The 14,453-nt window shown below is 62.7% G+C and carries 12 protein-coding genes; 7 read left to right on the top strand and 5 right to left on the bottom strand.

Features of this window, described 5'->3' with window-relative positions; genetic code table 11:
- Positions 1–206 precede the first annotated feature (206 nt).
- The 4 genes from CLV89_RS06445 to CLV89_RS06430 all read left to right on the top strand — a co-directional run bounded on the left by CLV89_RS06445 (position 207) and on the right by CLV89_RS06430 (position 3,236).
- Positions 207–818 carry a VOC family protein gene (locus tag CLV89_RS06445; RefSeq protein ID WP_106162831.1) on the top strand — a complete coding sequence of 204 codons (612 nt, stop codon included), beginning with the start codon at positions 207–209 and terminating at the stop codon, positions 816–818.
- A 120-nt stretch (positions 819–938) separates the two neighbouring features.
- Positions 939–1,646: a molecular chaperone DjiA gene (locus tag CLV89_RS06440; protein ID WP_106162830.1), complete on the top strand. Its 708-nt coding sequence runs from the start codon at positions 939–941 to the stop codon at positions 1,644–1,646.
- Positions 1,627–2,637 (top strand): endonuclease/exonuclease/phosphatase family protein, encoded by a 1,011-nt coding sequence (locus CLV89_RS06435; protein WP_106162829.1) that lies wholly within the window; start codon positions 1,627–1,629, stop codon positions 2,635–2,637. The genes CLV89_RS06440 and CLV89_RS06435 overlap by 20 nt, the downstream gene beginning before the upstream one ends.
- Positions 2,638–2,822: 185 nt before the next feature.
- Positions 2,823–3,236, top strand: coding sequence for a hypothetical protein (locus CLV89_RS06430; RefSeq protein ID WP_106162828.1), 414 nt, complete (start codon positions 2,823–2,825; stop codon positions 3,234–3,236).
- Positions 3,237–3,488: 252 nt separating this feature from the next.
- Here the strand turns inward: CLV89_RS06430 and CLV89_RS06425 are convergent, their stop codons facing one another.
- The 4 genes from CLV89_RS06425 to CLV89_RS06410 form a co-directional block, all read right to left on the bottom strand.
- Positions 3,489–5,138 carry a Ppx/GppA family phosphatase gene (locus tag CLV89_RS06425; RefSeq protein WP_106162827.1) on the bottom strand — a complete coding sequence of 550 codons (1,650 nt, stop codon included), beginning with the start codon at positions 5,136–5,138 and terminating at the stop codon, positions 3,489–3,491.
- Between the two features lie 109 nt (positions 5,139–5,247).
- The gene (locus CLV89_RS06420) at positions 5,248–5,934 is read right to left on the bottom strand and encodes a P-loop NTPase family protein (RefSeq protein WP_106162826.1); all 687 of its coding nucleotides are present in this window, start codon (positions 5,932–5,934) and stop codon (positions 5,248–5,250) included.
- A gap of 34 nt (positions 5,935–5,968) precedes the next feature.
- Positions 5,969–7,111: an AI-2E family transporter gene (locus CLV89_RS06415; RefSeq protein WP_106162825.1), complete on the bottom strand. Its 1,143-nt coding sequence runs from the start codon at positions 7,109–7,111 to the stop codon at positions 5,969–5,971.
- Between the two features lie 121 nt (positions 7,112–7,232).
- Entirely contained in the window at positions 7,233–8,978 is a 1,746-nt protein-coding gene (locus tag CLV89_RS06410; protein WP_106162824.1) for a GAF domain-containing hybrid sensor histidine kinase/response regulator, read from the bottom strand.
- 872 nt (positions 8,979–9,850) lie between these two features.
- Here CLV89_RS06410 and proS point away from each other — a divergent pair.
- Both proS and CLV89_RS06400 read left to right on the top strand, forming a co-directional pair.
- Positions 9,851–11,206, top strand: coding sequence for a proline--tRNA ligase (gene proS / locus CLV89_RS06405; RefSeq protein WP_106162823.1), 1,356 nt, complete (start codon positions 9,851–9,853; stop codon positions 11,204–11,206).
- A 113-nt stretch (positions 11,207–11,319) separates the two neighbouring features.
- The gene (locus tag CLV89_RS06400; protein ID WP_106162822.1) at positions 11,320–12,096 is read left to right on the top strand and encodes a hypothetical protein; all 777 of its coding nucleotides are present in this window, start codon (positions 11,320–11,322) and stop codon (positions 12,094–12,096) included.
- Between the two features lie 128 nt (positions 12,097–12,224).
- On the opposite strand, the gene CLV89_RS06395 is transcribed toward CLV89_RS06400, so the two are convergent.
- Entirely contained in the window at positions 12,225–13,496 is a 1,272-nt protein-coding gene (locus CLV89_RS06395) for a calcium-binding protein (RefSeq protein WP_106162821.1), read from the bottom strand.
- Positions 13,497–13,937: 441 nt separating this feature from the next.
- On the opposite strand from CLV89_RS06395, the gene CLV89_RS06390 reads away from it, so the two are divergent.
- On the top strand, positions 13,938–14,450 hold the full coding sequence (locus CLV89_RS06390) for a DUF2937 family protein (protein WP_106162820.1): 513 nt from the start codon (positions 13,938–13,940) through the stop codon (positions 14,448–14,450).
- The last annotated feature ends 3 nt before the right edge of the window (positions 14,451–14,453 follow it).

The following is a 14,453-nucleotide window of genomic DNA, read 5'->3' as shown; positions in this document are numbered from 1 at the left end:
TGGTGGGGAATGCCCCGCGACTCGCACCTTAATTGCTCAAGTTAACTTGAGATCAAGCAGATATGCCCCGATGTTTCGACCCTCTGGACACAGCCACCGCAGGCATGGGGTTTTCTTCTGAGGCTGGGGCGTTACGCTATGCAACAGCCCGGAAAGTTTGGGTAAATGACTGAGCGCAACACGCGCGGCTGCCAAAGGATACGCATATGGAACTTGATCACTTCGCCGTTGCCGGGGACACGCTTGAGGAGGCCACCGCGCATGTGGAGCAGGCGCTAGGTGTGCCGCTGCAGCCCGGTGGGCAGCATCAGGTGTTCGGTACCCATAACGCGTTGCTTGGCCTTGAGGGCGGGCTGTATCTGGAGGCGATCGCCATTGACCCCGGTGCCACGCCAGAGCGCAGCCCACGCTGGTTCGACCTTGACCGGTTTAGTGGTCCGCCTCGGATCGGCACCTGGATCTGCCGCTGCGATGATCTGGACGCCACGCTGGTCACGTTGGCCGCGCAGGAGGTGGATGCTGGTCAGCCGGTGTCGCTGACACGCGGCGATCTCAGCTGGCAGATGGCGGTGCCCGAAACCGGGATCCTGCCCTTTGACAATTGCTGTCCTGCGTTGATGCAATGGCAGGGGCCGCATCCGGCCACGCGGCTGACCCAGCAGGGCTGCGGCCTCCGGCGCCTGATAATCTGCCACCCGGAGGCGGAGGTGCTGCGTGCCATGCTGGCGCTCCCAGATGCGCGTGTCGTGTTTGAGGCGGGACCAGCTGACATCCGCGCTGAGATCGACACACCGCATGGGGTGCGAACACTTGCATGACGATTGTGCGCTGACGGGCCGCCGGGCCAGTGGCGCGATCCTGTGCGATCGTGGAAAATTCTCCGTGAGGAGGGACATGCCCCGCCTGACACCGGCGCCTTTCGCAGGTAAACTGCCCTCATGTCACTTTGGACTCGCATAACCGAAGCGCTCTCCGCGCTCGCCAATGGCGAAAGCCTGAGCCAGGTTTTCGACCGCTTGCGCACGCCGCCGGAACGCTCGGTGGCCTTTACCATTGCGGTGATTGCTTTGGGGGCAAAGATGGCCAAGGCGGACGGGCAGGTGACCCGCGACGAGGTTGCCGCGTTTCGGGATGTGTTCCAGATTGCAGCCGAGGACGAGGTGCAGGCCGCGCGGGTGTTCAACCTCGCGCGACAGGACATCGCAGGCTACGATGATTATGCCCGCCGCATTGGGGCGATGTTTGCCGATGACCCTGGAACCCTCTGCGATTTGATGGAGGGCTTGTTTCATATCGCCATTGCCGATGGCTTTTATCACCCGAATGAAAATGCGTTTCTTGAGGATGTGAGCCGGATCTTCGGGCAGTCCGACGCGCAGTTCCGGTCATTGCGGGCGCGGTTTGTCGAGGGCGCACCGCGTGATCCCCATGATGTGCTTGGCGTGCAGCCCGGCACACCGTTGGAGGAGATACGGCGCATCTGGCGACGGCTGGTGCGCGACAATCATCCGGATGCGATGATCGCCCGCGGTGTCCCGCCCGAGGCGATCCGACTGGCCGAGAAACGCATGGCCGATATCAACCGCGCCTGGGACGATATCAGCGGCACGGCGCAGGCCCGAGATCATGCGCCTGAGCACGTATAACATCGAATGGTTCGCCAACCTCTTTGATGACGCGGACGGGCTGCGGCTTGATGAGGGGCCATCGGGACGGCACGGCATCAGCCGCAGGACGCAGGCCGACGCGATTGCATCTGTGCTGCGAGCGATCAATGCGGATGGCATCGTCGTGGTGGAGGCCCCCAATAGCGGAAAGCACCAGAACACACTGCGGGCGTTGGAAAATTTTGCCAATTGGGCCGGGCTGCGCACCCGTGACGTGGTGATGGGCTTTGCCAATGACACCCAGCAGGAGATCGCCTTTCTCTATGATGCAACGGTGCTGGAGGCGGTCCATGCACCAGTCTCCTCGCCCCAGGCGCCGCGCTTTGACGGCAGTTTTGAGATCGACCTCGATGTGGATGCGAGGGCGGATCTGGTGCGCTTTTCCAAACCGCCGATGGAGCTGCAGATCACCCCGCGCGCAGGCCTGCCCTTTCGCCTGATCGGCGCGCATCTGAAATCCAAGGCTCCGCATGGCGCACGGACGCCCGAGGATGCCCGCGCGATTTCAATCACCAATCGGCGCAAGCAGCTGGCACAGGCAGTCTGGCTGCGGGCGCGGATCGAGGATCATCTGCAGGCAGCTGTGCCGCTGGTGCTGATGGGCGATCTCAACGATGGTCCCGGCTTGGATGTCTACGAGGCTCTGTTTGGCCGCTCTTCGGTGGAAATCATCATGGGGGCCGAGCTGGTGGACCCCCATGCCCGCCAGCTGCTGCGACCCAATCGGCAGGGGCTCCCTACATCAGCCCGTTTTTATAACCATCTGGATAAGCGATATTTTCAGGCGCTTCTGGACTACGCAATGGTGTCGCCGGAGCTGATGTCGTTTGATCCGCAATGGCGCATCTGGCACCCGTTCGAGGATGCCGGCTGCTATGGCACGCCGGATCTCTGCCAGGCCCTGCTGGCGGCTTCGGACCACTTTCCCGTCACGCTAGATCTGGATCTGACCCGTCCGTCGGGCGGGTGACTGCGCGGGCCTGCGCCGCCGTGTCTGATGCACAGTCGAGCTGCCAATCCAGTAGCGTATTTTGTATGGATGCGCGCTGGTCGACGTGAACCGAGGTGCGGCAAGAGATTGCCATATGTCTGTGACGGAGGGGACCGCGCCACGCGACCTCTATACCTGTTACACAGGCGCGCTATACTTCGGGTATGACACATGCTCTCTCGTTCTCTTCGCTGCGCCGACTGCCCCGCGTTTTGGGGTTGGCGCTGATGTTGCCCGCACTGCCGGTGCTTGCACAGGACCAAACCACCCCAGATAGCGATGGCGCGCCGTCGCTGATGGAGCGCGGGGCGGAGCTGTTCTTCGAGGGTCTGCGCCGTGAGATGGAGCCAACCCTGGAGGAGGCAGCACGTCTCTTTGCCGAAATCGGCCCCTCCATGCGCAGTTTCCTGACCGAGATGGGTCCGGCGCTGGCGGAGATTGCCGATCAGGTGGAGGACTGGAGCGTCTACGAGATGCCGGAGATCCTGCCCAACGGCGACATCATCATCCGTCGCAAGGAGCCGCTGCCGGAGGGGGAGGCACCAAAGGCGGATGAAGACGGCAGTATCGAATTGTAAGTGGGGCTTTTACAGGACGGCCAGTGGAACGCCTCTTAGGCGGCGCACTCTTCTGTCGGCGACCTTAGCGCCTCGCAGGACAACAAGATCGCCGTTTTCTCCTGCGATCCGACTGAACCGGGATGGCACAACCGGCACACGGGCGGCAGCACCGCCTCGTGATGGCGCGCACAATTGGTATGTCGGGGGGCGCTGAACTGCCGCCACATCCGAAGATGCCCAATGGCAAGGGACCTGGTCCGGGGAGTTTTATTACTCCCGCGAGTCCTTTTGCAGCAGCGCGCCGCGCTTGCCTTCCACAGTGACGCGCACCTCAGCCTCCAGTGCATTGACCAGTGACATAAGCCGCGATTGCGCCACCTCGCCAAAGAGCGGCGCGCTGGCGGCGGGCAATTCCACATGCAGGAAGCGTTTGCGCGGCTGCCAGCGCAGGCTGCCGATGTCCTGATCCTCGCCCACCATCAGCATGGCGCCAAAGCGCATGGCCTTGCCGAGGATCTCTGCCTCTTTCTGCTTTTCTGGGGCCAGCAGATCATAGAGATGCTCGAAATGGGTGCCCTGACGCTTGTTGCGATAGCGATGCAGCAGCGCCATGCCGAGAAAGATCCGTTCGGAGTGTTTCAGCCCGCCCAGATTGGCGCGGGTGGCATTGTCGAAACAGACTTCGGCGCGGTAATCGGGATGCGCGCGCCAGCTGACATCATGCAGCACGCAGGCCGCCTTCACCAATCGTAACTTGGCATAAGGCGCGCCGGAAAACAGGGGTTTCACAAAGGTATAGAGCGTCTTGCCAAAGCCCGGAACCCGCGCGTCCTTCGCCTCGGCAAAGCGCGCCGCCTCGATCAACGGGTCGCGCTGGCGCAGACGCTCGGGCATCTGTTCATAGAGCAGCCCCTCGCGGATACCATAGCTCGAAATCGCGATGTCCTTGGGGCGGAATGTCTTCACCAGCCGGGCTAGCACATCCACCGCATAAGGAACCAAGGCCATCCGCGCCGAGGAAATGCCGCAATCGCTGCGGATCTTGTCGAGGTCGTTCTTTTCGATGAATTTCGCGGTTTCGCGCACGTCCTTGGCGGTCATGCGGTATTCATGCTGAACCGTCAGCGGGTAGTTGCGCCGCAACATGTCGACGCGGGCGATGGCCCGCCAGCTGCCGCCGACCAGGAACAGCCGGTCGCGCTGATCACCCATCTGGTCACGCAGCCCGGTCATCACCTCGTCGATGTGTTTCTTGCGCCCGCGCCGTCCGCCCGTGATGTCCTTCAGTTTCAGCGGGCCGAGGTTGGAGGTCACGCATTTGCCGACCTCGCCGTCGTGGATCTCCGCCAGCTCCATCGAGGAGCCGCCGATGTCGCAGATCAGACCATAGGCGCCGGGCCAGCCCAAGAGCACACCCTGTGCCGACAGCCGCGCCTCTTCGGCGCCGGTGATGACCCGGATGCGCAGGCCGGTGGCGGCCTCCACCTCGGCGCAGAATTCCGGCCCGTCGCTGGCGTCGCGCACCGCTGCGGTGGCCACCACGGTCAGCGGGTAGGGCAGCAACCCATCCGCCAGCATCTGAAAGCGCTGCAGCGCCGCCAGCGCGCGGGCGCGGCCCTTCGGGTTCAGCTTGCCGGTTTCCGACAGGCCCGCGCCGAGGCCGCACATGATCTTTTCATTGTAGAAATAGGCCGGGCTGCGGGCGGCGCCGTCAAACACCACCAGACGCACCGAGTTCGAGCCCACATCGACCACGCCGACTCGCTTTAGTGCGCGCGCGTCCGGGTCGTCAAACAGCGGTCGGCCATAGGGGCCCCAGTCCTCGCCCGGTGCATCGGGCTGCGGGGCCTCGGGACTGTCCAGCCCGGCGGATGTGATGTCCGAGGCGGCGTGTGTCGGGGCGTCAGACTGGATTGTCATGCAGACTCCGGGGCGTTTTGGCTGTGGGAAGGATGGTCTATCAGGGCGATCAGGTCAATTCGGCAGCGGCGGGATCCGGGGCGCAGGCGATATCCTGTCACGGGGCGTCTCATCCGTCTTCGCGCTCTCGGTCGTTGGCCATCATGCGGATGGCCAGGGCGCGGCTCAGGGTGCGCTGTTCCGCCAGCGCCAGCCGGTCGAGCTGATCCACCACCGCCTGTGCGGCGGCAAAGCTGCGGTCCATACGCCCCACCAGATAGGGGATCACGTCAGGTTTCGGGGTGATTTGACGGTCGTTGAACAGTTTGGCCAGAACCACCGCCAGCAGTGCGTCATCCGGTGCATCCATCGCGGCATGGGTGGCGGCCTGCACCCGGCTTTGCAGATCGGCAAGGCCAAGGCCCCAGAGGTTCGGCGCCGGGCGTCCGGTCAGCATCAGACGGTGGCCATGGGTCAGCACCATGTTGTGCAGGTGAAACAGCGCCTTCTGAGCCAGTGCGTCCTCGGCGATCTCCGGCACGTCCTCGATGGCGACGGGGCCGCTTGCCAGCATGGGCACATCGGCTTCGGTCAGGGTCTGCGCGGGCACCACGCGGGCGCCGCTTTCCTTGGCCCAGACATGGGCAAGGTGGGTCTTGCCCGATCCCTTCGGCCCGCTCAGCACCAGTTTGCCCGAGGGCCAGGCAAAGGCGGGGTCGATCAGCGCCACGGCCATCGCGTTCGAAGGCGCCACGAAGAAATCATCCCGCCCCAGCGCCGGTTTCGCCGGGAGATCAAAGCTCAGCTGTTCGGACATCGTCAGTCTGCTTGTTCTGTGCCTGGTGTCTGGATCAAATGTCGGAGCGCGGCTCGTCCACGGATAGGGTCGCAGCATCCCGATGGCTTTGGCCCTGATAGAGTCGACTGTCGAGATACTGCTCCACGGCAAAACGTGCAACCACCCCGATGACCGCCGCCACCGGCACCGCGATCAGCATGCCGACAAAGCCAAACAGCGCACCAAAGACCGACAGCGCCAGCAGGAGCCACACCGGGTGCAGCCCGACGGAATTGCCGACTAGTTTCGGGGTCAGGAAATTGCCCTCGACCATCTGGCCGATCATGAAGATGCCCGCGACCAGCGCGATGCGGATCCAGTCGGTGCCCTGGCGGATCATCTCGCCATCGGCGCCTTCAAGCGCGCCCCAGAACTGGAACAGCGCCAGACCGATCGCCAGCACGCCACCGATGATCGCCCCGAGGTAGGGGATGAAGGTCACCAGACCTGCGACGAACCCCACCGCAAGGCCAAAGTTCAGCCCCACCAGCATCAGTGCCACCGCGTAATAGGTGCCGAGAATCACGCAGACCATGCCCATGCCGCGAACGAAGGAGGACAGGACGTTGTCGATGTCGCGCGCCAGGCGGCGCACCACCGGTGCGTGATCGCGGGGCAGCAAGGCGTCGATGCGCGCGACCATCCGGTCCCAGTCCACCAGCAGGTAGACCGATACCACCGGCACGATCACGATCAGCACCACAACGTTCAACAGGGACAGGGCCGAGCCGACAAAGGTCTGCAGCAGACCCATGCTCTTGTCTTGCAGGATTGTCCACAGCCCTGCGAGCGCCTCGCGCACGCGGCTGTTTTCCTCGAACAGATCCGGGAAGCGGTCCTGGGCAAAGTCGCGCAGATTGGACATGGCCTGAGGCAGGGTTTGCACCAGATCAATCATCTGGTTCGCCAGCATGGGCACGATAAGCAGCAGCATGATCAGGAAAATCAGAACCGCAGCCACAGTGATCACCGCGGTTGCGCCTTCCCGGCTCAGCCCGGCGCGCTCCAGCCGGTCGGCGAGGGGGTCGATCATATATGCGATTGCACCACCAAGGATGAAGGGCAGCAGCACATTGCCGAGCGCCCACATGACCACGGCGAAGAGGACTGCGGCAACGCCCCAGTATTTCAATTGCTTGCGCGCGGGCAGTGCCATGATCCGCCATCCTCGTTCTGGCTGTTTTCCGATGCCTATGTGATCGCCCATGGCACATGCAGTTGCAAGAGAGAGTTACGCCGATCCGAGTGCACAGGACGCTGCTGCGCGGCGGCCTGTGTCATTCCGCAACGTAGCGGTTGGTCAGAGAGCGCCCGGGGACGGGGATGTCCTTCATGAGTGGGGCCAGGACCCGGATCAGATCAGACTGGCGCAGTGGTTTGCCAAGCCAGGCGTCAAACCCCGCATCGAAATAGGCCGTGACCTGTTCGCGTCGGGTGTTTCCGGTCACCGCCACACAGAGCGCCGCATGTGCAAGATGGCGAGGGTGGGCGCGCAATTTGCGCACCACTTCAATGCCGTTGTGACCGGGCATGTGAATATCCAGCAGGATCACGTCATAGCGGTTGGTCACTGCGCGCGCAAAGGCGTCCCCGCCGTCAAAGGCCTTGTCGACGCTGGCGCCGAGGTTCTCCAGCATCCTTTGCAGGACCATCCGGTTGCTGGGGCTGTCATCCGCGATCAGAACACGCTTGCCCTGAAGGGGCTCTGCGGGAGGTGTGCGCATGTCATCGCAGTCATACAGCGCTGGTGTGGCATGCGCGGTGTGCGGCTGGGCCTGGGTCACAGGCAGCGGCAGTCGCATGCGGAATGTTGTGCCCTCGCCGGGGGTGCTTTCAGCTCGGATGCGCCCGTCCATCAGCGCCACCATCTGCTGTACGATCGTCATGCCGAGGCCCGTGCCGCCCCGTTCGCGCGCAACGCTGGCATCCGCCTGGATGAAGGGTTGGAACAACTGATCCAGCTGTTCCGGCGCAATGCCGCAGCCGCTGTCACGCAGGGTGATGAACAATGCCTCCGGCGTTCCACGCAGGCAGAGGTTGACCCCTCCATGATCGGTGAACTTGATCGCGTTGCTCAGTAGATTGCCGAGGATCTGGCTTAGTCGAAATGCATCACCGTAGCGCAGTTCCTGCACTTCGATGCCGGCAAAACTGTGGCTGAGGTCGATGCCCTTGTCGCGGGCCTGCGCCGAAAACAGCTGGATCGCGTCATCCACCACTTCACGCAGGTCAAAGGGCGCGGAGGCGAGTTCCAGCTTTCCCGCGTCGATCTTGGCGATGTCGAGGGCGTCGCTCAGCAGGCGTTGCAAGCTCTGTGCGGAGCGGCTGACGGTGCGCAGCAGCTCTGTCTGATCCTTCTGCATCTGCGTCGGTCCCAGCCCGTTGCGCATCAGCAGGTCGACGGAGCCGATGATCCCGTTCAGCGGTGTGCGGATCTCGTGGCTCATATGCGCCAGAAAGGTCTTGCGGGCGTCGGCTTCCCGCAGGGCGTCAGCCTGCGCTTCCTGAGCCGTGTCGCGCGCGCGCCGGAGGGCGATCATGTCGTCAACACTGCGCGCGAGCTGCCGAATGGTCTCCAGATCCTCTTCGCTCCAGCGTCGCGGCACCGTGTCGATGACGCAGAGCGCCCCGATGGGGGCACCATCCGGCAGATGGATTGGAGCGCCAAGATAGGCGACCAGGCCCAGATCCACCACCGCCGCATTGTCTCTCAGCTCAGCGTCGCTGCGGCTGTCCTCGATCACCAGCGGTTGGTTGGTGGCCTGCACATACTGGCAGAAGGAGTAGGACAGTGAGGTCTGGCGCAGTTCGACCGCCAGCTTGGGAAGGCCGATGCAGCTCTTGAAAAATTGCCGGTCAAGGCTGGGCTGCACCACCGAAAACAATGCGGTGGGGGCCTTCAGAACCCGGGCGGCCAAAGCGGTGAGATTGTCGAAACCAGCGTCGTATTCATCTTCCACCAATCCAAGTTCGCGCAGTTGCACATCATAGGAGTCGGGGGTGAAATTGGCAGCTTGGTTCATCAACAACACATCTTTTAAACTAAACAAGGACTGGCCTGAAATTCGGCGGCAGAAAACCTATAGTGCCGAAATTCCATTCGTTGAATACGCGCATTCGGCGACAATGTGTCAAAAAACTGCGTCGAATTAAAACTATTTCTGTCGGGCACGCGCCACATCTCGCAAAGAGGTCGAAACAGGTGCGATCAAAAACACTGACGGGCCCGTTGCTTACACAGTTTGCGGTTGGACGTCGACGCAAAATCTCCTGTGCGGTGGCTGTGAACCGATCCGGGGCTGCAACCGGCTGGGCTGCGGAGTGCGCGCTGTTTCGTGCCGGATCGAAGGGGCGCGCAGCGGGGACGAGGGGGAATCGCTTTGGCGTTTCGAAGGTCGCGAATACACCCTGCTAAGGGTTTAGTAGTCCGACTGCCTTGCGTGGCATGTCAGGGCCGCTCCCCTGCAGCCGGATCGACCTGCATGCTGCGATGTCCAATCTTGCAGCGAGGCCAAGCGCAGACGGCAGATCATTCGCTGCGTTGTTCAGGTCACGACACCGGGCTGTGCTGATGTCGAATGGTCGGAGGCTTTGCACGGTTTGACCGATTCACACGGGCAGAGGTATTCAATTGTCTTCGGGCCAGTATCGCTGGCCAATTGTGATCGGCCAATTTTCACTGGGCAATTGTGGCAGGTGTGATACGCCGCATATCGGCTTTGCCTGAAGGCGAGTAATAAAATTACCTTTGCGTGCATTGGGTCATTGGGAAGGCGGTGTGTGATCCGGTTTGTGGATGAGCGCGGGCGCCAGATCCTGCAGGCATCTCAACTCTTGTCCACGCGGGTTCCAGCCACTACACCGGGCAAAACACCTCTCACCGCATGGAGCCATTATGCGCCTGTCCCGCTATTTCCTGCCTGTCCTCAAGGAAACCCCCTCCGAGGCCCAGGTCGTCAGCCACCGTTACATGCTGCGCGCCGGCATGATCAAACAGTCCGCGGCGGGGATCTACACCTGGCTGCCGCTGGGCTATCGCGTGCTGAAGAAGATCGAAGGCATCGTGCACGAAGAGCAGATGCGCGCGGGCCATATCCCGATGCTGATGCCCACCATCCAGTCCGCCGATCTGTGGCGCGAGTCCGGGCGCTATGACGCCTACGGCGAGGAGATGCTGCGCATTCGGGACCGTCACGACCGCGACATGCTGTTCACCCCCACCGCCGAGGAGCTGATCACCGATGTCTTCCGCGCCAATGTGTCCAGCTACAAGGACCTGCCGCTGACGATGTATCAGATCCAGTGGAAGTTCCGCGATGAGATCCGGCCGCGCTTTGGCGTGATGCGGGGGCGTGAATTCTACATGAAGGACGGCTATAACTTCGACCTCAGCAAAGAGGACGCGCTGCACGCCTACAACCGCCATCTGGTCACCTACCTGCGCACCTACGAGCGCATGGGCCTGCAGGCGATCCCGATGCGCGCCGATGGTGGCCCGATCGGTGGCGACTACACCCACGAATTCCTCGTGCTGGCCGAGACCGGCGAATCCGAGGTCTTCTATGACAGCGAGATCACCGATCTGAAATTCGGCGACCGCGAGATCAACTATGATGACGTGGCGGAGTGCCAGGCGGTGCTGGAGGAGTTCACCTCGCGTTATGCCCGCACCGACGAGACCCACGAAGAGACCCTGTTCAACGAGGTCCCGGAGGATCGTCGCCGCGTTGCCCGTGGCATCGAGGTTGGCCAGATCTTCTACTTCGGCACCAAATACTCCGAGGCGCTGGGCGCCACGGTGCAGACCGCCGAGGGCGACAGCGTGCCGGTGCACATGGGCTCTCACGGGATTGGCGTCTCGCGTCTTCTCGGCGCCATCATCGAGGCCAGCCACGACGACAAGGGCATCATCTGGCCCGAGGGTGTCACCCCCTTCCACTGCGGGATCGTGAACCTCAAGCAGGGCGACGATGAGGCCGACGCGGCCTGCGAGCAGCTTTATGCCGCGCTGACCGCCATTGGTCTGGAGCCGCTCTATGATGATCGCAAGGAACGTGCGGGCGGCAAGTTTGCCACCATGGATCTGATCGGTCTGCCCTGGCGCATCACCGTCGGCCCGCGCGGGCTGAAGAACGGCGTGGTCGAACTGACCTCGCGCCGCAGCGGCGAAAGCGAAGAGCTGAGCCCGGAAGAGGCAGTGAAAAAGATCGCCGCGATCTACTCCAACCACCCCACGCCGCGCGGCTTCTGAAGCCACCGGCGCAAAAGATTTGAAGCCCCGTCAGACAGACCCGTCGGGCGGGGTTTTTCTATGCCGCATGTTGTGTAACAGTCCGGCCAGATTTCAGTTCGGATAGTGCCACGATGCAACTTTTACTTGATGATCCGCTTTGGGACCATTTGCCCGGCGCTTACGGCGTGGAGGATGTGCGGGGACCTCTTTCCAGCCTCCTGGAGCAATGGGACCCGGAGTTGTGCAATACGTTGCTGTGGGATCGCCTCCATCATCAGGAATCGCTCTACCCGGCCACTTGGGCGGCACTGCCGTGGCTCTGGCAGATCGCAGGTCGCTATGAGGATGCGGTGGCACCGCTCTTTGATTTTTTCGCCCATCTTATCGCCTTGGCCAAACGTGCGCCTGCAAGCTACTGCGCCTACGAAGGATTGCCGCTCTCGGGGGGGGATTTGGGTCATTGGCATGTCTCGATTCCACCCGCGATGATCCCGCCCGCGGATGCGCTGTTTGAAGCTCTGGTGGTTTGGGTCGAACCATGGGCCGTGCAGGTTTGCCGCGCGTTGAACACGTTGAGCGAGGGCGCTGATCGCGCGCAGGCTGCCCACTACTTGCGCGGAATTATCGCTTGGGCGCATCCCGAGCACGAGAGTTTTGAGCGGGCACTCGGGTTTCTATCCGATGGCTGGTCGATCAAAGAGATGCTCGAAACCTTGGAGGCAGATGAGGACGTGCCGTTTCACATGAGCGCGCGCGAATTCAGTTTTGCATCGCAGGAGGCCGCGCGTCTGCAAGGGCTGTGCCCGGACTTGGCCAGAGACCTCCGCGCGTTGGTTGATGCAGTCCGTGCGGACAACCCTGCGACACCTACGCAGCCGCATCCAGATCAGATGTCTTTGTTTGAGTGATACGCGCAACGCCGGTGAAGGGCGCGCAGCCCGATGCGCGAGTGCGCCCACTGGGTACCTACCAATACTCCTGTCTTCCGGGGGGTATCTGAAGGCGCGGCAACCGTGGCCTCTGTCAGATCCGAACGTCAGACCCTCAGATCGACACCAGTGGCGTCTGCCGCCGGGATTTGCAGCGGTACAGGATCACCGCCGCGGGCATTGGCGAGGGAAATCTCTCCCGCCTGATCAATCCCGCTCAGGGTGAGGCTGCCGCCATCGGCATAGCGCAGGAGCAGTTTGTCGCCTTCGCGGGTGAGGCTGGTGGGCGCGGCAGAGGCGATGGTCAGGTTTGCCCCAGGTGCCAGCATGGCAATATCATCGCCGTCCCCATCGTTGCGCGACAGGGTGACGGTGCCGCCGCCATTGCGCACTTCGATCATGTCATTGCCACGTCCACCGCTCACTGTGACGGCCTCGGTTGCGGAGATGCGGATCAGGTCGTCGCCCTCACCACCATCCACAGAGCCCCGCGCGGCCGTGACATCAATCGCATCGGCCCCGTCGCCGCCGCTGATGCGTTCGGCAATTGTCGCGTGTAAGCTGATGATATCATTGCCTGCGCCTGCATTGATGCCCTTCGCATAATCGGCTGAGATCCGCAGCCTGTCGTTCCCGTCCCCGGCGGAGACACTGTAGAGGTTATCCGCATCAATGCGGAGGCTGTCATCGCCGCCACCGGTGCTGATGGACCCCGCAGTCTCGGCCTGAATGGTCAGCCTGTCATTGTTGGCAAAGGTTTGCGTGCTCATCCAGGTTTTGGAGCCTTCCGTGTCGGCAACCGTGACTGCAATGGTGGGCGTGGCATCGGTGCTGACGTCAAAGACCTGCGCGCCGCTGAGGGAGACCACATCGGCACCGTCGCCGGTCTTTACGCCAAAGATCATACCCTCGGTTTCCACCGAGACCTCATCCGCGCCTGCGGTGCCCACCGCATCCGGCATGGCGAATTTCGCGCTCAGGAAGGTGTCATCTGTCGCGTCACCGCCCACGATCGACATCAGGATCGTGTCCGCCATCGTGTCGCCGGTGCTGACTTGCCCGAGGATCTGCATGGCGATGGTGGTGGCGTAGTCTGCGTGGTCGGGATCCTCATCACGCAGTTTGGCGATGGCGACGCGCATGTCCGCGGCCTGCTGGCGGTAGCGTTGGGCGGTGAGATTGATATCGCCGACGCCCATGCCTTCTTTGACGGTGATGCCGTCCTCTGCTCGCATCTGATATTCGGTGTGCATGGCCGCCTGGCCGCGTTTGCCTGCCTGTTCGACCTCATCGGCATCCTTGAGGGTGCGTTTGTTGCTGGCCATATCCTGAAAAATCTGTGCGATCCGGGGGTCTTGGCCCGGCAAAATAGCCGTCATGATATCAATCTCCTCATGGCGCGATCCATGCGGCAAAGGTCTAAATCCACCTATGGGAGAATGGCTGCTGATAGTTTACCAAAGGGTTGCATTTCATACCGATTGTCTGGTGCGCCTGCAGTTTTTTGCGCTGTTTTTTGCAGATTGCTCCGTATCGGTGCATGCTGTCAGGGCTCCCGTCCGTCTTGCGGGCATGAAACATGCCCTGATCCGGTTGGGGCCTGCGGGTTGGGGGTGGCGCCGGGCCAAAGGCCCGGCGCCACCCCCAACGCCTTTTCGGCGTTTTGCGACTGCAAAACACCAAAAGGGGGCGGGAGCGCCCCCTTTCCCCTTCACAGGGGAGGGTTGCGCGGGTTTGATAGCGCGCTCATGCTGAGGGTTGCACCCGGCGGGCGCATGGGGGCACCTGTGCGGCGACGGGCGGAGAGAAGGACAACGAACATGATCACGCGGATGGTGTCTCTGCTGGGCGGTCTGGGCGCGGGCGTTGGTCTGTCGCAGTTCCCGGCCTATGCGCAGGCCTATCTGCAGCGGCTCGGCGGCCATGTGGATGCGTTGCGCCGCACGGTGGCAGAGTTTGACGCGGATGCAGCGGCCCTTGGCCTCGAACGGCAGGCGGCGCTGGTGCAACTGGCGCAGGGGGGCGAGATGGGAGCGCAGCGGGCGGAGACCATGGCCGCCACCATCGACCGATATGCGCGTCTGTCCTCCGATCTGCATGAGCTGGCGGCGATGGCCCCGGTGGAGCGGGCGCTGCATCTGGGGCGTTTTGCCGAAACAGAGATCGCCAGCGCCACGCTCAGCGCCTTTGAACCCGCGGTTCCGGTGTCTCTTGACGCGATGCTGCTGGCGGGTGTTGGGGCGCTTCTGGGAGGCGGCCTGCTTTGGGCGGTGTTGCGTGGGCTCCGGCGTGTCTTTGCCCGTCGCGCGCGCCGCCACGACCGGCTTGCTTGACCG

It is taken from the genome of Tritonibacter scottomollicae (genome assembly GCF_003003215.1).
Lineage (GTDB): Bacteria > Pseudomonadota > Alphaproteobacteria > Rhodobacterales > Rhodobacteraceae > Epibacterium > Epibacterium scottomollicae.
This window is presented reverse-complemented; position numbering and strand designations above follow the sequence as displayed.